The organism is Chryseobacterium takakiae, assembly GCF_900129385.1.
In the GTDB taxonomy this organism is placed as follows: Bacteria; Bacteroidota; Bacteroidia; order Flavobacteriales; family Weeksellaceae; genus Chryseobacterium; species Chryseobacterium takakiae.
This window is the reverse complement of sequence record NZ_FQVO01000002.1, coordinates 171,326-189,534: the sequence shown is the minus strand read 5'-3', so window position 1 is coordinate 189,534 and position 18,209 is coordinate 171,326. Positions and strand designations below refer to the sequence as shown.

General features: G+C 36.3%; 15 protein-coding genes, 3 tRNA genes, 1 other RNA gene and 1 pseudogene. 11 read left to right on the top strand and 9 right to left on the bottom strand.

Annotated elements, in window-relative coordinates:
- Positions 1–69: 69 nt before the first annotated feature.
- The 6 genes from BUA76_RS03935 to rpsU form a co-directional block, all read right to left on the bottom strand.
- Positions 70–142, bottom strand: a tRNA-Gly gene (locus tag BUA76_RS03935).
- An 86-nt stretch (positions 143–228) separates the two neighbouring features.
- Positions 229–309: transfer RNA gene (locus BUA76_RS03930), tRNA-Tyr, on the bottom strand.
- A gap of 19 nt (positions 310–328) precedes the next feature.
- Positions 329–402: transfer RNA gene (locus tag BUA76_RS03925), tRNA-Thr, on the bottom strand.
- Positions 403–511: 109 nt separating this feature from the next.
- The gene (locus BUA76_RS03920; RefSeq protein WP_029295562.1) at positions 512–802 is read right to left on the bottom strand and encodes an HPF/RaiA family ribosome-associated protein; all 291 of its coding nucleotides are present in this window, start codon (positions 800–802) and stop codon (positions 512–514) included.
- Positions 799–1,686, bottom strand: a complete 888-nt coding sequence (locus BUA76_RS03915) for a tyrosine-type recombinase/integrase (RefSeq protein ID WP_072883693.1) — start codon at positions 1,684–1,686, stop codon at positions 799–801. The genes BUA76_RS03920 and BUA76_RS03915 overlap by 4 nt, the downstream gene beginning before the upstream one ends.
- Positions 1,687–1,768: 82 nt before the next feature.
- On the bottom strand, positions 1,769–1,966 hold the full coding sequence (gene rpsU, locus BUA76_RS03910) for a 30S ribosomal protein S21 (RefSeq protein ID WP_007846872.1): 198 nt from the start codon (positions 1,964–1,966) through the stop codon (positions 1,769–1,771).
- Positions 1,967–2,288: 322 nt separating this feature from the next.
- On the opposite strand from rpsU, the gene BUA76_RS03905 reads away from it, so the two are divergent.
- From BUA76_RS03905 to BUA76_RS03880, 6 genes are all read left to right on the top strand, one after another.
- The gene (locus tag BUA76_RS03905) at positions 2,289–5,423 is read left to right on the top strand and encodes a T9SS type B sorting domain-containing protein (RefSeq protein WP_072883522.1); all 3,135 of its coding nucleotides are present in this window, start codon (positions 2,289–2,291) and stop codon (positions 5,421–5,423) included.
- A 76-nt stretch (positions 5,424–5,499) separates the two neighbouring features.
- Positions 5,500–5,901, top strand: a transfer-messenger RNA (tmRNA) gene (ssrA, locus tag BUA76_RS03900).
- A 131-nt stretch (positions 5,902–6,032) separates the two neighbouring features.
- On the top strand, positions 6,033–7,226 hold the full coding sequence (locus BUA76_RS03895; RefSeq protein WP_072883521.1) for an AbiH family protein: 1,194 nt from the start codon (positions 6,033–6,035) through the stop codon (positions 7,224–7,226).
- A 76-nt stretch (positions 7,227–7,302) separates the two neighbouring features.
- Entirely contained in the window at positions 7,303–8,499 is a 1,197-nt protein-coding gene (locus BUA76_RS03890) for an SIR2 family protein (RefSeq protein WP_072883520.1), read from the top strand.
- The gene (locus BUA76_RS03885; protein ID WP_072883519.1) at positions 8,500–10,407 is read left to right on the top strand and encodes an ATP-binding protein; all 1,908 of its coding nucleotides are present in this window, start codon (positions 8,500–8,502) and stop codon (positions 10,405–10,407) included.
- A 233-nt stretch (positions 10,408–10,640) separates the two neighbouring features.
- Positions 10,641–11,051 (top strand): hypothetical protein, encoded by a 411-nt coding sequence (locus BUA76_RS03880; RefSeq protein ID WP_072883518.1) that lies wholly within the window; start codon positions 10,641–10,643, stop codon positions 11,049–11,051.
- A gap of 199 nt (positions 11,052–11,250) precedes the next feature.
- Here BUA76_RS03880 and BUA76_RS03875 read toward each other — a convergent pair.
- Positions 11,251–11,726: pseudogene (locus tag BUA76_RS03875) on the bottom strand (thermonuclease family protein).
- A gap of 285 nt (positions 11,727–12,011) precedes the next feature.
- On the opposite strand from BUA76_RS03875, the gene BUA76_RS03870 reads away from it, so the two are divergent.
- From BUA76_RS03870 to pyk, 5 genes are read left to right on the top strand one after another with little or no spacing between them, the layout of a single operon-like run.
- Positions 12,012–12,251, top strand: a complete 240-nt coding sequence (locus tag BUA76_RS03870) for an acyl carrier protein (protein ID WP_002976354.1) — start codon at positions 12,012–12,014, stop codon at positions 12,249–12,251.
- 35 nt (positions 12,252–12,286) lie between these two features.
- Positions 12,287–13,531, top strand: coding sequence for a beta-ketoacyl-ACP synthase II (gene fabF, locus BUA76_RS03865; RefSeq protein ID WP_072883517.1), 1,245 nt, complete (start codon positions 12,287–12,289; stop codon positions 13,529–13,531).
- Positions 13,532–13,540: 9 nt separating this feature from the next.
- Positions 13,541–14,302 (top strand): ribonuclease III, encoded by a 762-nt coding sequence (gene rnc / locus BUA76_RS03860; RefSeq protein ID WP_072883516.1) that lies wholly within the window; start codon positions 13,541–13,543, stop codon positions 14,300–14,302.
- Positions 14,280–14,753 (top strand): IPExxxVDY family protein, encoded by a 474-nt coding sequence (locus tag BUA76_RS03855; RefSeq protein ID WP_072883515.1) that lies wholly within the window; start codon positions 14,280–14,282, stop codon positions 14,751–14,753. The genes rnc and BUA76_RS03855 overlap by 23 nt, the downstream gene beginning before the upstream one ends.
- Positions 14,746–16,191, top strand: coding sequence for a pyruvate kinase (pyk, locus tag BUA76_RS03850; RefSeq protein WP_072883514.1), 1,446 nt, complete (start codon positions 14,746–14,748; stop codon positions 16,189–16,191). The genes BUA76_RS03855 and pyk overlap by 8 nt, the downstream gene beginning before the upstream one ends.
- Before the next feature lie 49 nt (positions 16,192–16,240).
- Here the strand turns inward: pyk and BUA76_RS03845 are convergent, their stop codons facing one another.
- Together BUA76_RS03845 and BUA76_RS03840 are read right to left on the bottom strand one after the other, a co-directional pair.
- The gene (locus tag BUA76_RS03845; protein ID WP_072883513.1) at positions 16,241–16,807 is read right to left on the bottom strand and encodes a hypothetical protein; all 567 of its coding nucleotides are present in this window, start codon (positions 16,805–16,807) and stop codon (positions 16,241–16,243) included.
- 53 nt (positions 16,808–16,860) lie between these two features.
- A complete protein-coding gene (locus BUA76_RS03840; protein ID WP_072883512.1) occupies positions 16,861–18,150 on the bottom strand; it encodes an NAD-dependent succinate-semialdehyde dehydrogenase in 1,290 nt (429 codons plus the stop codon).
- Between the last annotated feature and the right edge of the window lie 59 nt (positions 18,151–18,209).

The window sequence follows — 18,209 nt, the reverse complement described above, 5'->3', positions numbered from 1 at the left end:
GAGAAAATCTACTCTACATCATTTCAGCAGTTAAAAAAAAATCACCCTACAATAAGTGTGATATTTCTGAGCGGAAGACGGGGGTCGAACCCGCGACATTCAGCTTGGAAGGCTGACGCTCTACCAACTGAGCTACTTCCGCAATTTTGTTTCCAAAATTATTGGTAACGCTGTGCAAACTTAAGGAAAATCCTTTATTCATGCAACTTTTTTTTCTAATATAAAATGTGGGGAGAGCAGGATTCGAACCTACGAAGCCGAAGCAACTGAGTTACAGTCAGTCCCATTTAGCCACTCTGGAATCTCCCCAGATATTTTATAGTAAATGAGCCTCCAGAGGGATTCGAACCCACGACCCCGAGATTACAAATCACGTGCTCTGGCCAACTGAGCTATGGAGGCATTTTATAAAAAAGAATTCAAAAGATCACTGTTCCTTTTTGCGAGTGCAAATATAGAACGGATTTTTTGAATTCTCAAATTTTTTAATAATTTTTTTTGACTTTTTTTGCTATGCCATTTCCTTTTTCTTGATTAGTAGCTTTTTAGCAGCATCAACGCATAGGTCTAAGCTTTCTTCAAAAGTTGTTGTTGTCTTTTTTACCACGATATCGTCTCCCGGAACCGCTAAAATAATCTCGGCCGTTTTGTTGGCCTTATCCGAGTTATTTTCCACTTTTAAAAACACTTTGCAATCCTGGATTTTATCATAAAATGTATCCAGTTTGCTTACTTTTTTCTCGATGTGTGACTCTAGTGGTTCGTGTGGAGTTAAACCAATTGATTGTACTGTGATCTTCATAATTCGTCATTTTTTGAGGCCCTTGGGTGAGCCTGATTAAAAACTTTTTTCAATTGTTCGATATTGGCATTCGTATAGACTTGAGTACTTGCAAGGCTGGAATGTCCTAATATTTTTTTTACTTTAGAGATCTCTGCCCCATGATCCAAAACGTGTGTAGCAAAGCTGTGACGGAGGATGTGAGGACTTCTTTTTTCCTTTGTTGTTATAAGACTAAGGTACTTATTAACCACCACATAAACAAATTTTTCGGTGAGTTTTTTACCTTTTCTGTTGACAAAGAAGTATGATTTAAATTCTGTTGCCGGTTTGCGTGTTTGTACGTAACTTTTTAAAACTGCTGCCAGATTTTCGGAGATCGGAATAATTCTCTGCTTGTTTCCTTTTCCGATAATTTTGATTTCGCCGGCATTCAGATTTACATTTTCAAAAGTCATACCACAAAGCTCCGACTTACGGATACCGGTCTGGTAAAGTACTTCCAGAATACATTTTTCGAGAAGATCCTGAACATCCGTAAATACCTGATCGCTCAGGTTTTGCATTTCCTGTTCAGACATGGGAATTTGTTTTTCGGGATAGAATTTCAGGGAAGAAATATTTTCGGTGGGAGAAATTTCGATATCCCCGATTTTTAAAAGAAAAAGATAAAAACTTCGGAGAGAGGAAAGCTTTCGGTTGATGCTTCTTTTGGAGATATTGTTCTCACTTAATTCAACGATAAAATTCCGGATGATTTTTTTATCAGCTTTGGAAATATCTTCTGAAGCTTCGGTTTTAAGGTAAAAAAGACAAAAGTCTTCAAGATCTTTTCTGTAACTTGTAATCGTATGAGGTGAATACCTCTTTTCGAGTTCTAAATATTCTAAGAATTTGTCCAGCATCATTAAAAGTATAAAAACAAAAATTCACTCTTCAAATATAACTATTTAAAGAGTGAATTCGTATGCGAACTAAGAAAATTTCTTAAGCCTGCTCTTCTTTGCTAAGCGCTCTCTGTTTGTGAGCAGCTTTCAATCTAGCTTGTCTTAACGTTACAGAAGGCTTGATAAACTGTTGTCTTGCTCTAAGCTGACGAACTGTTCCTGTTTTATCAAATTTTCTTTTATATTTTTTTAATGCTCTGTCGATGGATTCACCATCTTTAACTGGAATTATTAACATATTTTACATCTCATTTTGGATTGCAAAAATACTAATTTTTTATAAATCTGCAAATTTTTATCCGAATTGTTTGATCCTCATTTATCTTTCAATGTACCATACGAATAGAAAATATTCAAAATCAGAACGATATTTAAATCATATTACAATTATTTAATTGATTTTTGTAAATAAATTTTAATTAAATTTGCCGAAAAACTAACATTAAATAAAATGGCCCCTTTTTCTTTACCAATTGTTTCCGGCAAAACTTAGCTTTTGCTCTATTCCTTTATTTATTCAATGATCCTACATATTCACCTTTAAAACTTGTAACCAGGGTATGATAAAAAGATTACTGTTTTCTTTGCTATCCATTTTTTATATTTCACTTTCCGCTCAGGAAGATTGTATTTCAGCAATCACTGTGTGCGGGAATTCCAATATCAATTACACCCCTTCCGGAGTCGGAAATGAGTATGAAGATCTCGGCGGATGCTTATCTTCCGGGGAACACCATTCAGTGTGGTATAAATTTACCATTGCCACCAGCGGAACACTTACTTTCAACCTTACTCCTACCGGACCTGTTGATTACGACTGGGCGATTTACGGCCCGAACACAACATGCGGCAGCTTGGGTGCTCCTATAAGATGCAATGCTTCCGGAACTCTTGCAAGCACGGGGATGAACATGACCAACACGAACACCACTTCTGGTGGAGGCAACACGAATCCATATTGTAAATATATGGATGTCAATGCTGGAGAAACCTACTATTTATATATAGACAACTGGTCTACCACCGTTTATACATTTAATCTCACCTGGGGCGGAACGGCTACCTTCGAATCCCCTTTCAGTTCCGCAAATGCACCCAATCCTTTTATTGCGCCAGGCGTACCGGGACCCACTCCGAATTCGCCAAGAGTTATATCAATCTGCAATACCAATACTCCTTTTGATTTCTCTACCTTATCTCCCGGAATCATCAATGGAAACACAAACTTTGTTGTAAGCTATTATGATAACGCCAATGATGCAGCAACCGGAACCAACCCGATCACGACTCCCACTCCTGCAACAATCGGTACTTTTTATTACTATAATATTAATTACAATAACCCAAGCAATCCGGCAAGCAGTCTTAATGCCTGTAAGCAGACGGGGTCTTTCATTTTTGAAGCCAGCAATTTAACAGCTTCCATTACCGCTTCATCCATGACATTATGCCCGGGAGGGAATGTTACTTTAACATCAGGCAGCACAACAGGAAATACGTGGTCTACAGGCTCTACGAGTCCTTCCATCGTAATTACTACACCCGGAACCTACACGCTGACAATAACGAACGGCAATTGTACAAGTCCGCCGGCATCCGTAACCATTACAGCCGCTTCGGATCCCAATGTACAGATTAACGGCAACCTGTTACTATGTGATACGCCTACACAACTTACCGCCACTTCCATAGGAACCGGAAACATCTATACCTGGTCTACAGGCGCCACCGGAAGCAGCATTTCAGTGACCACGGCAGGAACTTATACAGTAACGGTTAAAACCCCTGCGAATTGTACCTATCAAAAATCGGTTACGGTTACCCAGGGAATTGTTCCGGTTGTTCAGAATGCAAGCCTTAGTATTTGTTCCGATACTCCGACTGCCACTTTTAATTTAACATCAGTCCAAAATAATATCAGCACCACTGCCGGAGTAACCTTTGATTATTATCTTAACCAGGCCGATGCGGTGGCAGGAAACACCAACACGATTGCCAATCCGACAGCACATTCTTCCGGAAACGCAACTATTTATGTCCGGGTAAAATCAAGCACCTGTTCGAAAGTGGCTAACCTGCAATTGATCGTCAACCAAAAACCGCTTGCGGCAATTACCGCTTCTGCAACAGTTATCTGTAATAACGGAAATATTACGCTAACTTCTAACTACGCTACCGGAAATACCTGGTCGACAGGCCAGACTACGCAAAGCATCACGGTAAATGCTCCCGGAGTGTATACGTTGACCAACAATAACGGATTGTGTACAAGTGATACAACTTCCGTTACCATCAGCAGCAGCCCGAATCCAAATGTTCAGATTACCGGAAACCTAACCTTCTGTGAAGGAGCTTCAACCGTCTTAACAGCTTCTGCAACCGGAACCGGAAATACCTTTTCCTGGTCCAACGGTACAGCCGGAGCTACCAACACGGTAACTGCATCCGGAACCTATACTGTTACAGTAACCACTGCTTTAGGATGTCAATACCAAAGTTCCGCAACGGTGACTATGGATCCTGCGATTACCATAAACATTGCCACACCATCTGAAATCAACTGTACCAATACACAGGTTACCCTTAATGCATCCGCTTCAACCTTTCCGCCGGGTTCAACGTTCCTGTGGACAGCAGCCGGCGGGGGAACGATTGTTTCCGGAGCCAATACATTAACGCCGGTTGTGAACAATGCAGGAACCTATACCCTGAAAATTACCAGTCCGCTAGGTTGTACCAAGCAGTCTGCTGTAACGGTGGTAAAAAACATTGCGCCTCCAACGATTACATTAAACGCCTCATCCATCAATATCTGTAAAGGAGATTCGGTGGTGCTTACCGCTTCAGGTGCTGCCACGTATACATGGACCGGACTTACTGGCAATGGAAATACCCAAACCGTTTCTCCTGCCACTACTACCACATACACGGTAACAGGAATCGGAAGTAACGGCTGTCCTGCCCAGGCAACTACTTCGATTACGATTAATGTTGTTGCTGCGATTTCAGCATCATTGCCGAATGTGGAGATCTGCCAGGGAGACAATGCCATTCTTGATGCCGGCTCCGGCCCGAATTATTCCTACAGCTGGAGTACGGGAGCAACCACCCAAACGATAAGCACCGCCCTTCCGGGAACGTATACGGTGACCATCAACAACGGATCTTGTTCTAAAGTACTTACTGCGGTAGTTACTTATATTAAAACTCCTGAAATTACAGGGATTACTTATGAGAATGGCTTTTTAACCATCAACGTTAAAAATCCGGCCGGTGATCCCCTGGAATATTCTATTGACGGCGGTGTAACATGGCAGGCCTATAATATTTTCAAGAATGTTTTGAGAAATACGCAATATTCCATTAGGGTGAGAAAGAGAGGGATCTTATGTGATAGCCACACGGAATATTATACGTTCTTAATGAACAACACCATTACCCCAAACAGTGACGGAATCAATGACAACATCGATTTCAGCGTTATCAGCAAGTTTGGGAATTTCAAAGGAAGTATTTTTGATAAATATGGTAAAGTTGTTTTCGAGGTAAGTTCTAAAAATCCGGTATGGAATGGAAAATATGTCGGAATGCCGTTGCCAACCGACACCTACTGGTACAGCTTATCCTGGTCCGACCAGATTACGAAACAGCCTGTACAATTATCCGGCTGGATCTTATTAAAGAACAGGGAGTAACAGCGCTCCTTCAAAAAGATTAGCGTATGTTAATTATATTTAAATAAAAAGCCTTATTTTTGCATACTCTATTCATGGGGTTGACTGGTTTCGACAGCAAGACCAATGGGTAAGTAAGCATGCAGAGAACCGTAGCGCGATCTCTATAATCCCTTGCTACACAATTTTAACTGGCAACGAAGAGTTCGCTCTTGCAGCTTAATATCGAAGTATAGTAGATCAAGCGTTTTCCCGAAGATGTTAGTAGGGAAGCAAGATATCCCACAAATGCTCTGTTCTGCGGCATTTGATTCTGGGATATAGGAATGCGGAAATAAGGCTTTAGACGCTTCGGCTAAAGCTCGAAAACCTCAGAAGATAAGCTGAATGTTGGGTGTCTGCTCTCTGCATTCAGTCGAAAATCAATAGCAGAATAAGCATGTAGAAAGCTTATGTATTGCTTGTTTGGACGAGGGTTCGAATCCCTCCAACTCCACTTAAAATAAAAAGAGAAAATGCGTTTGTATTTTCTCTTTTTTGTTTTTCATCCAAGCGTTACACCCAAATTTCAACTGTCTTTTTTTTAGAATACAGTTTCCATATATTTGTTTTAAAACATACATCTCAAAAATGAACAGACTTATACTAATTGGGAATGGCTTTGATATAGCACATAAGATTAAGACCTCATACAAAGATTTTATACTTGATTATTTAAAAAACGTCTTTAACTCGGCTAGGGATTATGAAAAGTATGAAGATGAGTTTATAACAGTGATAAAAAACAATCGATTTGATAAACAATTAAATACAAACCCATATATAAGTACTTGGGAATTAAACAACTTTTATGGCTATATACAGAGTGACAATTCGCTTGGAATTACCGTGACTGGAAGACCCATTTACAAAGAAACCCTTGAATATACATTAAAGCTTAAAAACAATTTAATATCAATACTTCTTTCTTCCTGTAGAGAATCCAACTGGGTTGATATAGAAAATGAATATTACAAAATTCTTTGTGAGTTATCGTCAAAAAGTAAGATACAAGAAATTATCGAACTAAATAAAGGCTTTGAGCTTCTACAAAATTTACTCTTTAATTACTTAAATAGAATTGAAAAACAACATTCGTCTGAGAAGTACGATGTATCAAAAAGTTATTTATTAAGCCAATTAACAGAACCAATAAAACATAATCTTGCACCTCAAAGCAAAAAGACCGTTCGTGGGATAAATATAAATACAAATAACGCTCCCACACCTAATAATATTTTGTTCTTAAATTTCAATTACACTTCTACTATTGAAACTTACATAAAAGAGATCCGAAAAACAATACCAAACACAAATGTTATCTATATTCATGGGAAGTTAAATGATATCAATAACCCAATGATTTTTGGATATGGTGATGAAGACGAAACTAATTTTGAATTACTAGAAAAATATGATGAATGTTTAAAATACATAAAAACATATTGGTATCTAAGGACAAATAATTATGAAAATTTTTTAAAGTTTATCGATTCCGACGAGTTTGAAGTGTATGTAATGGGACATTCATGTGGAATGTCTGATAAAACAATGTTAAGTTCAATCTTTAATAATTCAAATTGTAAAAAAATAAAAATTCTTACCTATGATAAATCATTTGGAAGTAGAGATTTGACTATTGATACAACAAATTATATCGAAATGACGTACCAAATTGGAAGATTATTCAATAATAAAGCTGATCTAAGGAAAAAACTTATTTCATTTCAAACAAAGGATTTATTAAAAATTGAGGTTCGTCCAGTATCTGCAATTGATGCTTAACCACAAAATATTACTTGCAAATAAGACACTACCTATAAAGTTTTATAGATATATTTGCAATAAACAATAAATAACCATGTTAGAAAAAATACTTTTTAAACAAGGAGGAATCTCTATTTTCACTGATGAAATTGATGAGGATAAAAGAATAGAAACTATCAAATCAAGAATAAAAGAAATGTTCAATATGAAGAACATTAATTTTCTTTTTGGCTCAGGAACAAGTGTTGGAGCAATACCAACAATGAACGGCCTTTATGATTCTGTTGTTGCTAGGCTTAAAAGTTACACAGAACATTTAAAAGAATTTAAAAATATTGAAAAAAGAATAAAAAATAAAAAAAATTTAGAAGACATATTAGGTATTCTTTATTCTTATAGAATCTACCAAAAAAATAATTTTGATGAAAAGGAAAATGAAAAAAATGATGAACTTAAAAAATGCAGTGAACTTATAGATCTTATAGAAGATCAAATATTCAATGAAATAAATATTAAAATAAATGATTCTAAATATCAATCTTATTTAAATCTTTATCAGACTTTTTATCTCAAATTAGCTTTAAGAAATAAAGATTTATCTAGACTTAATATTTTTACTACAAACAATGATTTATTTAATGAGCATGCTTTAGATAGCGTAAACATACATTATATTAATGGTTTCTCAAGAGGTGTCAATAGATATTTTAATCCTGCATTATTCAACTATACGTATTCAAAAAGAATGGATACCAGTATTGAAAAGTTTGAGCCAGTTGAAAACATGGTTTATCTATATAAGATACATGGCTCTATAAATTGGATTGAGGATAATACAAATTCTAATTCATTTTTTAATATTAAAGAAATTAACGAACCCAAACGGGAAAAAGATATTGAAAACATTCTTATATACCCAACTCCCACAAAACAAAATAAAAGTCTCGGAAGTCCATATGTTGAGTTATTTAGGGAATTTCAAAAAAAATTACTAGAGCCACATTCTATTTTGTTTGTAATTGGTTATAGCTTTAGCGACGAACATGTCAACAACATAATATATCAAGCTCTAGCTACAAATTCCACTATAAACCTTGTAATCTTCGGAGAAATTAACAATAAGATTGTCGAAATTGCAGATAATAGAATAATAAATATCTATGGAGAGTATAAAGGTGAGAAAATAAATTATTTTAGTTATATTGTTAATAATCTTTTACCCAATATTGACGCTTTTAAATCTCAAGACAATTTATTAAATGAATTTATAAACTCTATAAAGGTTAGATAAATGAATATTGGTAAAGTAATCTCAGTAGAGTATGATAAATTTAAAGTTAAATTATTTCATACAACAAAAAATTCCACAGTTAATATTGGCGGTCAAATTTATTACTTTGGAAACATTGGCAGCTATTTAAAAACAAATAATGCAATTGGGGAGTCAATATTATGTGAAGTTGTTGCTGTATTAGATCACAATACGGACAGCAAAACTTACTCAAATTTTAATTTAGATAGCTCAAGGGAATTAATTATCAAACCTATTGGCACATTCAACGAACTAGGGGTTTTCAATATTGGAGTTGGTATATTTCCCTCTATTTATGCAGATGTAAGTATCGTTACCATTCATGACGTAAAAAATATTTTATCTCCAAAATTGTATGATAAAACGGGAAATTATATTCATGATTCAATTGAACTAGGCATTTCAAAAAATTTAATAAATTATACTGTTAGCGTTGATATTAATTCTTTTTTCAATATTCACACTGCAATATTAGGAAATAGTGGAAGTGGAAAATCTAACACAATATCACATATATTTCAACAAGTTTTCAGAAAAAAAGATTATTCTGCTATAGGAGGAAAAATTATAATGTTTGATGTTAATGGTGAATATAAAAGTGCATTCTCAACAAATTTATTTTCTGATAAAACTTTAAAATATTATAGACCAAATTCAAAAGACGAATCTAACTTCGTTTTACCATACTATTTAATGAACTTAGATGAATGGCTTGCTTTCTTAATGACTTCAGACAAAACTCAAAAGCCATTTTGGGATAAAGTTTTACAGGAGTGTTATAAGTTCTATAAAATGTTTGATGCTTCAACTTCTAGCCAAGAAGATTATTCAAATTATTTCAAATGGAAAATAAGAAATATTCTTTCTGATGTTGTTAGTAATATTGAATCTGATACAACAAAAATGACTGCCGCTAGAGGTGTTATAATTAAATCTAGAGAAATTATTACAAGTTTAGAAAAAAACTTTGATCATCAAGACATAATCGACTTCCTAGATGAAGCATTGGAAGGCACTAATATAGTTTATGGAAATAATGATGGAAGACTTAGTAAATTCATAACAGATTTAGAAATTGATGAAGAAAATGCTCAAAAAATAAATGACTTTAAATTAACTAGTGGAGAATTTTATGATTTTAAATTCTTAAAAATAGCTACTGAGCTTGTTTTATTAGAAGAAGAAGGTAAAGGCAACCATAGGATAAGAGAATTTACCTCTACAATGTTAACACGACTTGATTATTTTTTGTTTAATCCTGATTGTGCATTTATGAAATCCGACACAAAATTTTCTAATGAAAAAAATTATTTAGAAAAGGTTATAGGTATAGGCAACAATGAAGAACATCAATTAATAATCATTGATACAAGTGAAGTTGGAAATGATATACTTGAACTTACTACAAGTGTTATAAGCAGACTATTATTTGATTACAGAAAAAGCCAAGAAGGCACTAAACGTAGAGAAGCGCCAATTCACCTTGTTTTGGATGAGGCTCATAGATATATAAAAAAAGATACTGAATACATCATTAAAGATAATATTTTTGAAAGAATAGCAAGAGAAGGACGTAAATTTTCTTTTTTCCTTATTATTTCTTCTCAAAGACCATCCGAACTTTCACAAACTGTTTTATCACAATGCGGCAACTATTTAATACACCGCATCCAAAACGAAATAGACATGAAATATATATATTCTGTTTTGCCATATTTTTCTGATGATTATGTGGCTAAAATAAAACAAGCTGTTCCTGGTGAAGTGTTAATATTTGGAAATTGTGTACCAATGCCACTCCAATTAAAAATAATCAAGCCCGAACCTGATCCAAATAGTCAAAACTGTGTTATAAACGAACAATGGTTTATTGAACTAAAAAAATAAATAGCATAAAATATTTATTACGTTTTTCTAATGTATGCCTATTATGCTGCTTTATTAGTGTTTTAAATTATTATAATAAAACATATAAAACTACCTTCATTAAATTAACTATTAACCTACCACACCCCCTACCGTACAAACACCTAACCCAACAATTGGTCATTTCCACGCTATTCCGGATGATATTTTCTGCGTTACTTTGGAATACAAAACAACTATAAAAAACAATCATCATGGAAGCAAACACAAGCTACAACGCAAATTCTACAGGACAATTACAATTAGGAGGAGGTGCTCAGTTCTGGGTATACCTTTCTCCGCAAAATGACACGGCAAAAATGATCGGACAGTGGAGAGTAACGTTTTCACAGGGAAACTGGAAAGACATGATCTCCAGTGAAGATCCAACCAAGCAACTTCAGACTCCGGGCCTTTCAGGAATTTTTGATATTAAAGTAGAATTATTAAGCGGTTCTACCGGAACATGGAGAGAAATCCCGGCTCAGGAAGGAAGCAGAAACGAAATCGGATGCAACTCCAACTGCGCTTCAATGGTAGGAATCGTGGCCGACAGCACCCACCCGGCTCCGGGAGCCATCAACGCGCATTTCTGGACAACGTGGGATGCTATGTGCAAAGCATAATCGCTGTCCTCTGAAATACAATCTATCACCACTCTATATCCTTATATAAGAGGGGACGATTTTATCAACCTGATGAGACTGTTTCAAAGTGTCATTCTTGAGTGCAATGAAATGAAGAATCTAAAGATTTAATTTCTAACAGATTCTTCGTGCCTCAGAATGACAAATCCAATGATTTGGATTTGAAACAGTCTCATTCTTATTTTGCTTTATTCTTTTTAATTTTTCTGAATTCCCAGGGTGAAATAGCTTTTGTATCACTCCACAAACCCAGCTTTTTCTGTTTTGCTTCGTCCTGAAGTTTTTGCAGCTCCGTATTTTTGGAAGCTTTAAAATACCACCATCCGAATCCGGCTTTCACAATTTCCTTTGACAAATATTTATCACCATCATAAAAATCCCGGCAACTCCTCTTCCATAGCGGTCCTTCCCTATTTTATAAAAAACAACCGTCTTTCCAAATACCTGATTGGCTGTAAATTGTCTGGCATTGCTTCCGAAGGCCTGTCCGTTTTCGGGGCAGTCGACTTCCGCAAGCCGTAATGTCTGTTGGGATTTGTCGGCCAGTAAAACCACCACCGTATCGCCGTCTTTTATTTTGATGATCTTTCCTTTGACCTGCGCTGATACTGATGCCGCCGCGAATATGAATATCCCGTAAATAATTTTTCTCATTTCATGTAAAGTAAGGTGCAAAACTAATGATAATCTGCTGTACATTTTAAAAACGAACCGCATAACAATTCAAAATTCCCGTCAAATTTATTATCCAAAAAATATCAATTTTTTACACTTAAACAAGATCACGAGACAACAAAATATAAACCCCTGAAAACTAAAAGACTAACCCGGAACACAACAAAATACATCCCTATACACCACAAAAAGCACGAAAAAAATGTTTTATCGTAAAGAATTTTATATATTTGCACCATCTAACAATTAAAAAAAAAATTTACTATGTCAGACATTGCATCAAGAGTAAAAGCTATCATCGCTGATAAGCTTGACGTTGAAGAAACAGAAGTAACTCCTGAAGCTAGCTTCACAAACGATTTAGGAGCTGATTCATTGGATACCGTTGAATTAATCATGGAGTTTGAAAAAGAATTCAACATTCAGATCCCTGATGATCAGGCTGAAAAAATTACTACTGTAGGACACGCTATCGCTTATATCGAAGAAGTAGTAAATAAATAATATTCTTCAACAAAAAAGAAAATTAAACTAAGTTTATGGAATTAAAAAGAGTAGTTGTAACCGGTTTTGGAGCAATAACACCGATTGGAAATAATGCAAAAGAATACTGGGAAAATCTTGTGAAAGGTGAGAGCGGTGCCGCTCCGATTACTCTTTTTGATGCCACAAACTTTAAAACAAAATTCGCCTGCGAAGTAAAAAATTTCGATCCGCTGCAATATTTCGATAAGAAAGAAGCTAAGAAAATGGATAGAAATACACAACTCGGGCTGGTAGCTGCGAGAGAAGCAGTACAACATTCAAGAATTATTGAAGACAGCGTAGACAAAAACAGAGTCGGCGTGATCTGGGGCTCCGGAATCGGAGGTCTGGAAACCTTTGAAACCGAAGTTTTAGGATGGGCCAATACGGAAATTCCGAGATTCAACCCTTTCTTTATTCCTAAAATGATCGCAGATATCACACCAGGGCATATCTCTATAGAATATGGTTTCCACGGTCCCAATTATACTACGGTCTCTGCGTGCGCCTCATCGGCCAATGCTTTAATTGATTCCAAAATGCTGATCCAGCTTGGTAAAGCAGACGTGATTGTTTGTGGTGGCTCCGAAGCAGCCGTTACCGCAAGCGGCGTCGGCGGATTCAATGCAATGATGGCATTATCTACAAGAAACGATGATCCTAAAACCGCTTCAAGGCCTTTTGACAAAGACAGAGACGGATTTGTACTGGGTGAAGGTGCAGGATGTATCATTCTTGAAGAATATGAGCACGCTGTAAAACGTGGTGCAACAATTTATGCAGAATTAAAAGGCGGAGGTCTGAGTGCAGATGCACACCACATGACCGCACCGCATCCTGAAGGTTTAGGCGCTTATCTCGTAATGAAAAACTGCCTGGAAGATGCAGGGCTAACTGCTGATGAAGTAGATCATATCAATATGCACGGTACTTCTACTCCATTAGGAGACATCGCAGAATCCAACGCTATTTCAAAATTACTGGGAGAGCATGCTTTCGACATTCAGATTAATTCTACAAAATCAATGACCGGCCACCTGTTGGGTGCTGCAGGAGTTATTGAAGCGATTGCTGCGTTAGGAACGATTATTCATGGTATTGTTCCTCCTACCATCAACCATTTTACGGATGATGAAAATATCGACAGCAGGCTGAATTTCACATTCAACGAAGCTGCGAAGAAAGACGTAAAAGTAGCCATGAGCAATACTTTTGGATTTGGTGGGCACAACGCCTGCGTTCTGTTTAAGAAAATCTAAATTTACTGAATGGAGTTACAGAAATACTTTTCTAAATTCCTTCTCAAAAAAAGAAAAAGAAAATTAACGGAGAGAGATTATTTTCTCAGTATCGAATTAAATAAAATTCTGGGTACTGAGGTGCAAAATGTTGCGCTCTACCGTGAAGCTTTTTCTTTGAAAAACTCTTCTAAGAATAAAGACAGCAATTATGAAAGGCTAGAATTTTTAGGAGACTCTGTTTTGGGCACAATCATTTCATGCCACTTGTTTCAGACGTATCCTCAGGCTAATGAAGGCTACCTGACCCAAATGAAATCCAAGATTGTGAATAGGAAAAATCTTAATAAATTAGGAGAAGACCTAAAACTTACCGACCTTTTGCAAAAACAGGCTTCTGTAGCATTAGGGGAAAACATTTCCGGAAATTTATTTGAGGCCCTTATTGGTGCCGTTTACCTGGATTTTCAGTATGAAATATGCCGGAAAATTATTTTGGAAAGGCTCCTTACGCCTACTGAAATGAATAAGCTTGAAAATAAAATTGTAAGCTATAAAGGCCTTCTGCTCGAATGGAGCCAAAAGAAAAAATTAAATATAAAGTACGAAACCTGTGAAGAGATACAGGTGAACAAGTCGATTGTATTTCGCTGCCACGTGTGGCTGGGAGAAGAAAAAATCGCCAACGCTACGGAAACCTCCAAGAAAAAGGCGGAAGAGAAAGCAGCACAAAGAGCATTTTATATTTTAAACAAAAAAGAAAACATACTTGGAAATTCAAAAGCTTTATGATCTAGACGAAACAGAATTTGAAGATGTTACCATAGGACTGGTAAGATTAGCCAAAAATGTACCCGATCATGAGTTTTTCTTTACCGTAAATCAAAAGAACGATCTTAATTTTAAACGGATTGATGACCTCATCTATCACGGATTTTATTATGATTACTTTTTTCCAAGATTTGAAGCATATCACAAGTTTACAAAAACATGCTTCACTTTCATCTCCAACCGATCTTCGGAAAGTAAACAAAAAAAATTACAGACCGAGCTCTTTACAGGAGAAGAAAATATTAAATTTTTATTAAATAATCAGGTAGAAGTACAATATATTTTGCATAGTTCGGAACAGTTTCCTGATTTTTCCGTAATTTTGCTCCCTGAAAATCTTGTATTTCCCATTCAAGATTATACACTAGGTTCTGAAGAAGAACTTTATCAAATTATCCAGTATTATGAATAAGTATTTAAAGAAGACAAAAATTATCGCAACACTTGGTCCGGCTTCATCGTCGAAGGAAGTAATGTTAGGGTTAATGAAAGCAGGTGTTGACATTTTCAGAATCAATTTTTCACACGCAGATTACGACTTAGTTCGTTCAAATATTGAAATCATCAGAGCGCTTAACAAAGAATATGGCTACTCTGTTGGTATTTTAGGAGACCTTCAGGGCCCGAAACTGAGAGTTGGGGTTGTAAAGGAAGGCTCTTACCTTAATCCAGGGGACATTCTTACTTTCACTAATGAAAAGATTGAAGGAGATTCCACAAAAGTTTATATGACCTACCAGCAATTTCCTCAGGATGTAAAAGTTGGTGAAAGAATCCTTATTGATGACGGTAAACTGGTGTTGGAAGTTACGGAAACCAACCTTATTGATACGGTGAAAGCTAAAACAATTCAGGGTGGACCGCTAAGCTCTAAAAAAGGAGTTAACCTTCCGAATACCAACGTTTCTCTTCCGGCATTAACGGAAAAAGATATTCAGGATGCTAATTTCATGCTGGATCAGGAGGTTGACTGGATCGCGCTTTCTTTCGTGCGTCACGCTCAGGATATTATTGATTTGAAAGAACTTATATCAAAACACCCGAACGGAAAATTCAAAACGCCGATCATTGCTAAAATTGAGAAACCGGAAGGGGTTAAAAACATCGACGAAATTTTATTGGAATGCGACGGCTTAATGGTTGCCCGTGGAGATTTAGGAGTTGAAGTTCCGATGGAAGAGGTTCCGGCAATCCAGAAAACGCTTGTAGAAAAAGCAAGGTTCTATTCCAAGCCGGTTATTATTGCCACGCAGATGATGGAAACCATGATCAACAGCCTTACCCCAACAAGAGCGGAGGTAAACGACGTTGCCAACTCTGTATTGGACGGTGCCGATGCGGTAATGCTTTCAGGAGAAACCTCCGTAGGAAGATATCCGGTACAGGTGGTGGAAAACATGACCAAAATTGTAAAAAATATTGAAACGACTCACTTTTACCAGCACAAAAATGAGCCGATAGAAAAAGATTTCAACTGTATTGATGAAAGATTCATCACCAACAGAGTTTGTTTGGCAGCGGTAAGAATTGCAAAAACAACGAATGTTTCTGCTATCGTTACACTAACGAGTTCAGGATATACGGCATTTCAGCTTTCCGCACACAGACCAAATTCCCATATCATCGTATACAGCGGTAACAAAAGAGTAATTACAATGCTGAATCTTCTGTGGGGAGTTCATGCCTATTATTATGATATGAAGAAATCTACTGATGAAACGATTATTCAGGTAAATATGCTTACCCACAATTACGGATATATTGAGGCCGGAGATTTCGTAATCAACATCAATGCTACTCCATCCTACGAAGGCGGAAAAACAAATACATTGAGATTAACCACCGTTTAGTCAAACGGTTTTATCATAAAGCAAAACTCCCGATTCAGTCGGGAGTTTTTTATTTCTTTTCTAATAATGGTAGAACAATTCTTTTGATGGTAGAACTATCGTCTTTCCACTCAGGATATTCTTTATTATCCTTCCAGGAAGTTACCAACTGTACTTCTCCTGATTTATTTAAAACAATATACTTTGACATATCCGTCACCAATTCAAATTGGCTTGGAGTAATTTCTTTAAGGAAATCCTTATACTTCCTTCCATTCCTTTTTTCTTTGTCTTTGAGAATTACAATTTTTGCATTGGGATGTCCTTCCAAAATATAATCAACTGCTGATTTTGTCATTTTGCTGCCTTCATCATCCATTAACAGCACATAAGAATCAACACTATAATATTCCTCTATTTTCTTAAAGTTGGGAAGATGATAGAGACAAGGCTCGCACCAGCGCGCAAATGTAAAAAAAATAGTATTCTTTTTATCCGAATTTTTTGCCAGGCATTTTACATCTTCAGCATTAACCTTATAGATATTAAATTCTGATTTTTGCAAACCACACTTTTCCTCCTGAGCTAATACATTTTGTAAGAATAATATTCCTATAAGAATACTAAGTTTTTTCATAGATTATTACTTTTCTTCAAAGCTAATAAATTTCAGGTTAATTGTTGGCAAGCCTAACCTAAAATTGTTTTTGCAGTTACAAACTCTTTTAGAGCCAATAATGAAAGCTCGGTCCCATATCCCGATGTCTTTGTTCCTCCAAAAGGAAAACGCGGATCAGAGCTTGTCATTCTGTTGATGTTTACCGTTCCGGATTCCAGGTTTTCAATAAAAAACACTTGTCGGCTTTTATCATTTGTCCACACCGAATTGGAAAGTCCGAAAGGAATATCATTGGCCAATTGCAATGCTTCTTCATCATTTTTAGCCGTCATTACCATTCCCAGTGGTCCGAAGAGTTCTTCCTGAAGAATAGGATTGCCTTTTTTTACTCTGATGAGACCCGGTTTAAATTCATTATCAGAAATTCTTTCCAGCGGAAGGATAATTTCAGCACCGTTTTCCAATGCTTTTCTGAATTGTTTCTCTAAATCATCTGCTAAATCCGGCCTTGCCATTCCTGCAATTTTCGTTTCTTTATCCATAGGATCGGCAGGAACGTATTTTTTATATTCTTCGATGAATTTCGGAAGAAAAGCATCTTCTATTTTTTCGTCAATGATAAATCTTTTTGCCGCTACACATGTTTGTCCGCAATTCTGAAGTCTTGCTAAAGCACCTACCTTCGCTGCTTCATCCAGATCAGCGTCATCCAAAATGATAAACGCATCGCTGCCGCCTAATTCAAGCAGAGATTTTTTAATATTTTGTCCTGCAATGGAGGCCACTTCGGCGCCTGCTTTTTCACTTCCTGTAAGACTTACACCTGAGATGATTTTATGTTCAAGAACTTCTTTTACATCTTTATGTCCTATTTCAAGATTCTGGAAAACGCCTTCCGGAAAACCTGCTTCCAGAAGCACTTTTTCAATCGTGTTTCCACTGCCGAAGCAAATAGATGCGTGTTTTAGCACAACAGTATTGCCCGCTAGAATCGCCGGAACAGCAAACCTCAGAACCTGCCAGAAAGGAAAATTCCACGGCATTACTCCAAGAATTACCCCCTTGGGAACATAATGAATCTCGGAGTAAGAATATTCAGACGGTATTTTTTCGGGCTGCAAAATGTTTTCGGCGTCTGCATAATAGTTCATCATTAAGGCACATTTTTCTACTTCAGCAATTGCCTGAGAAATCGGTTTATTCATTTCCGAAGTTATGATGGTACCGAATTCTTCAGATCTCGTTTTTAAAATTTCAGCTGCTTTGGCAATGAGTTTCTGCCGTTGATCGAATGGAGTTTTCTTCCATTCTGAAAATGCCCTATCCGCTTTGATAAGTTTATTTTCAATTAATTGTTCCATAAATAATCTCTGTTTAAATTCAAAAATGAATTTATTATTGCTTTAAAAGCGTAATGAAA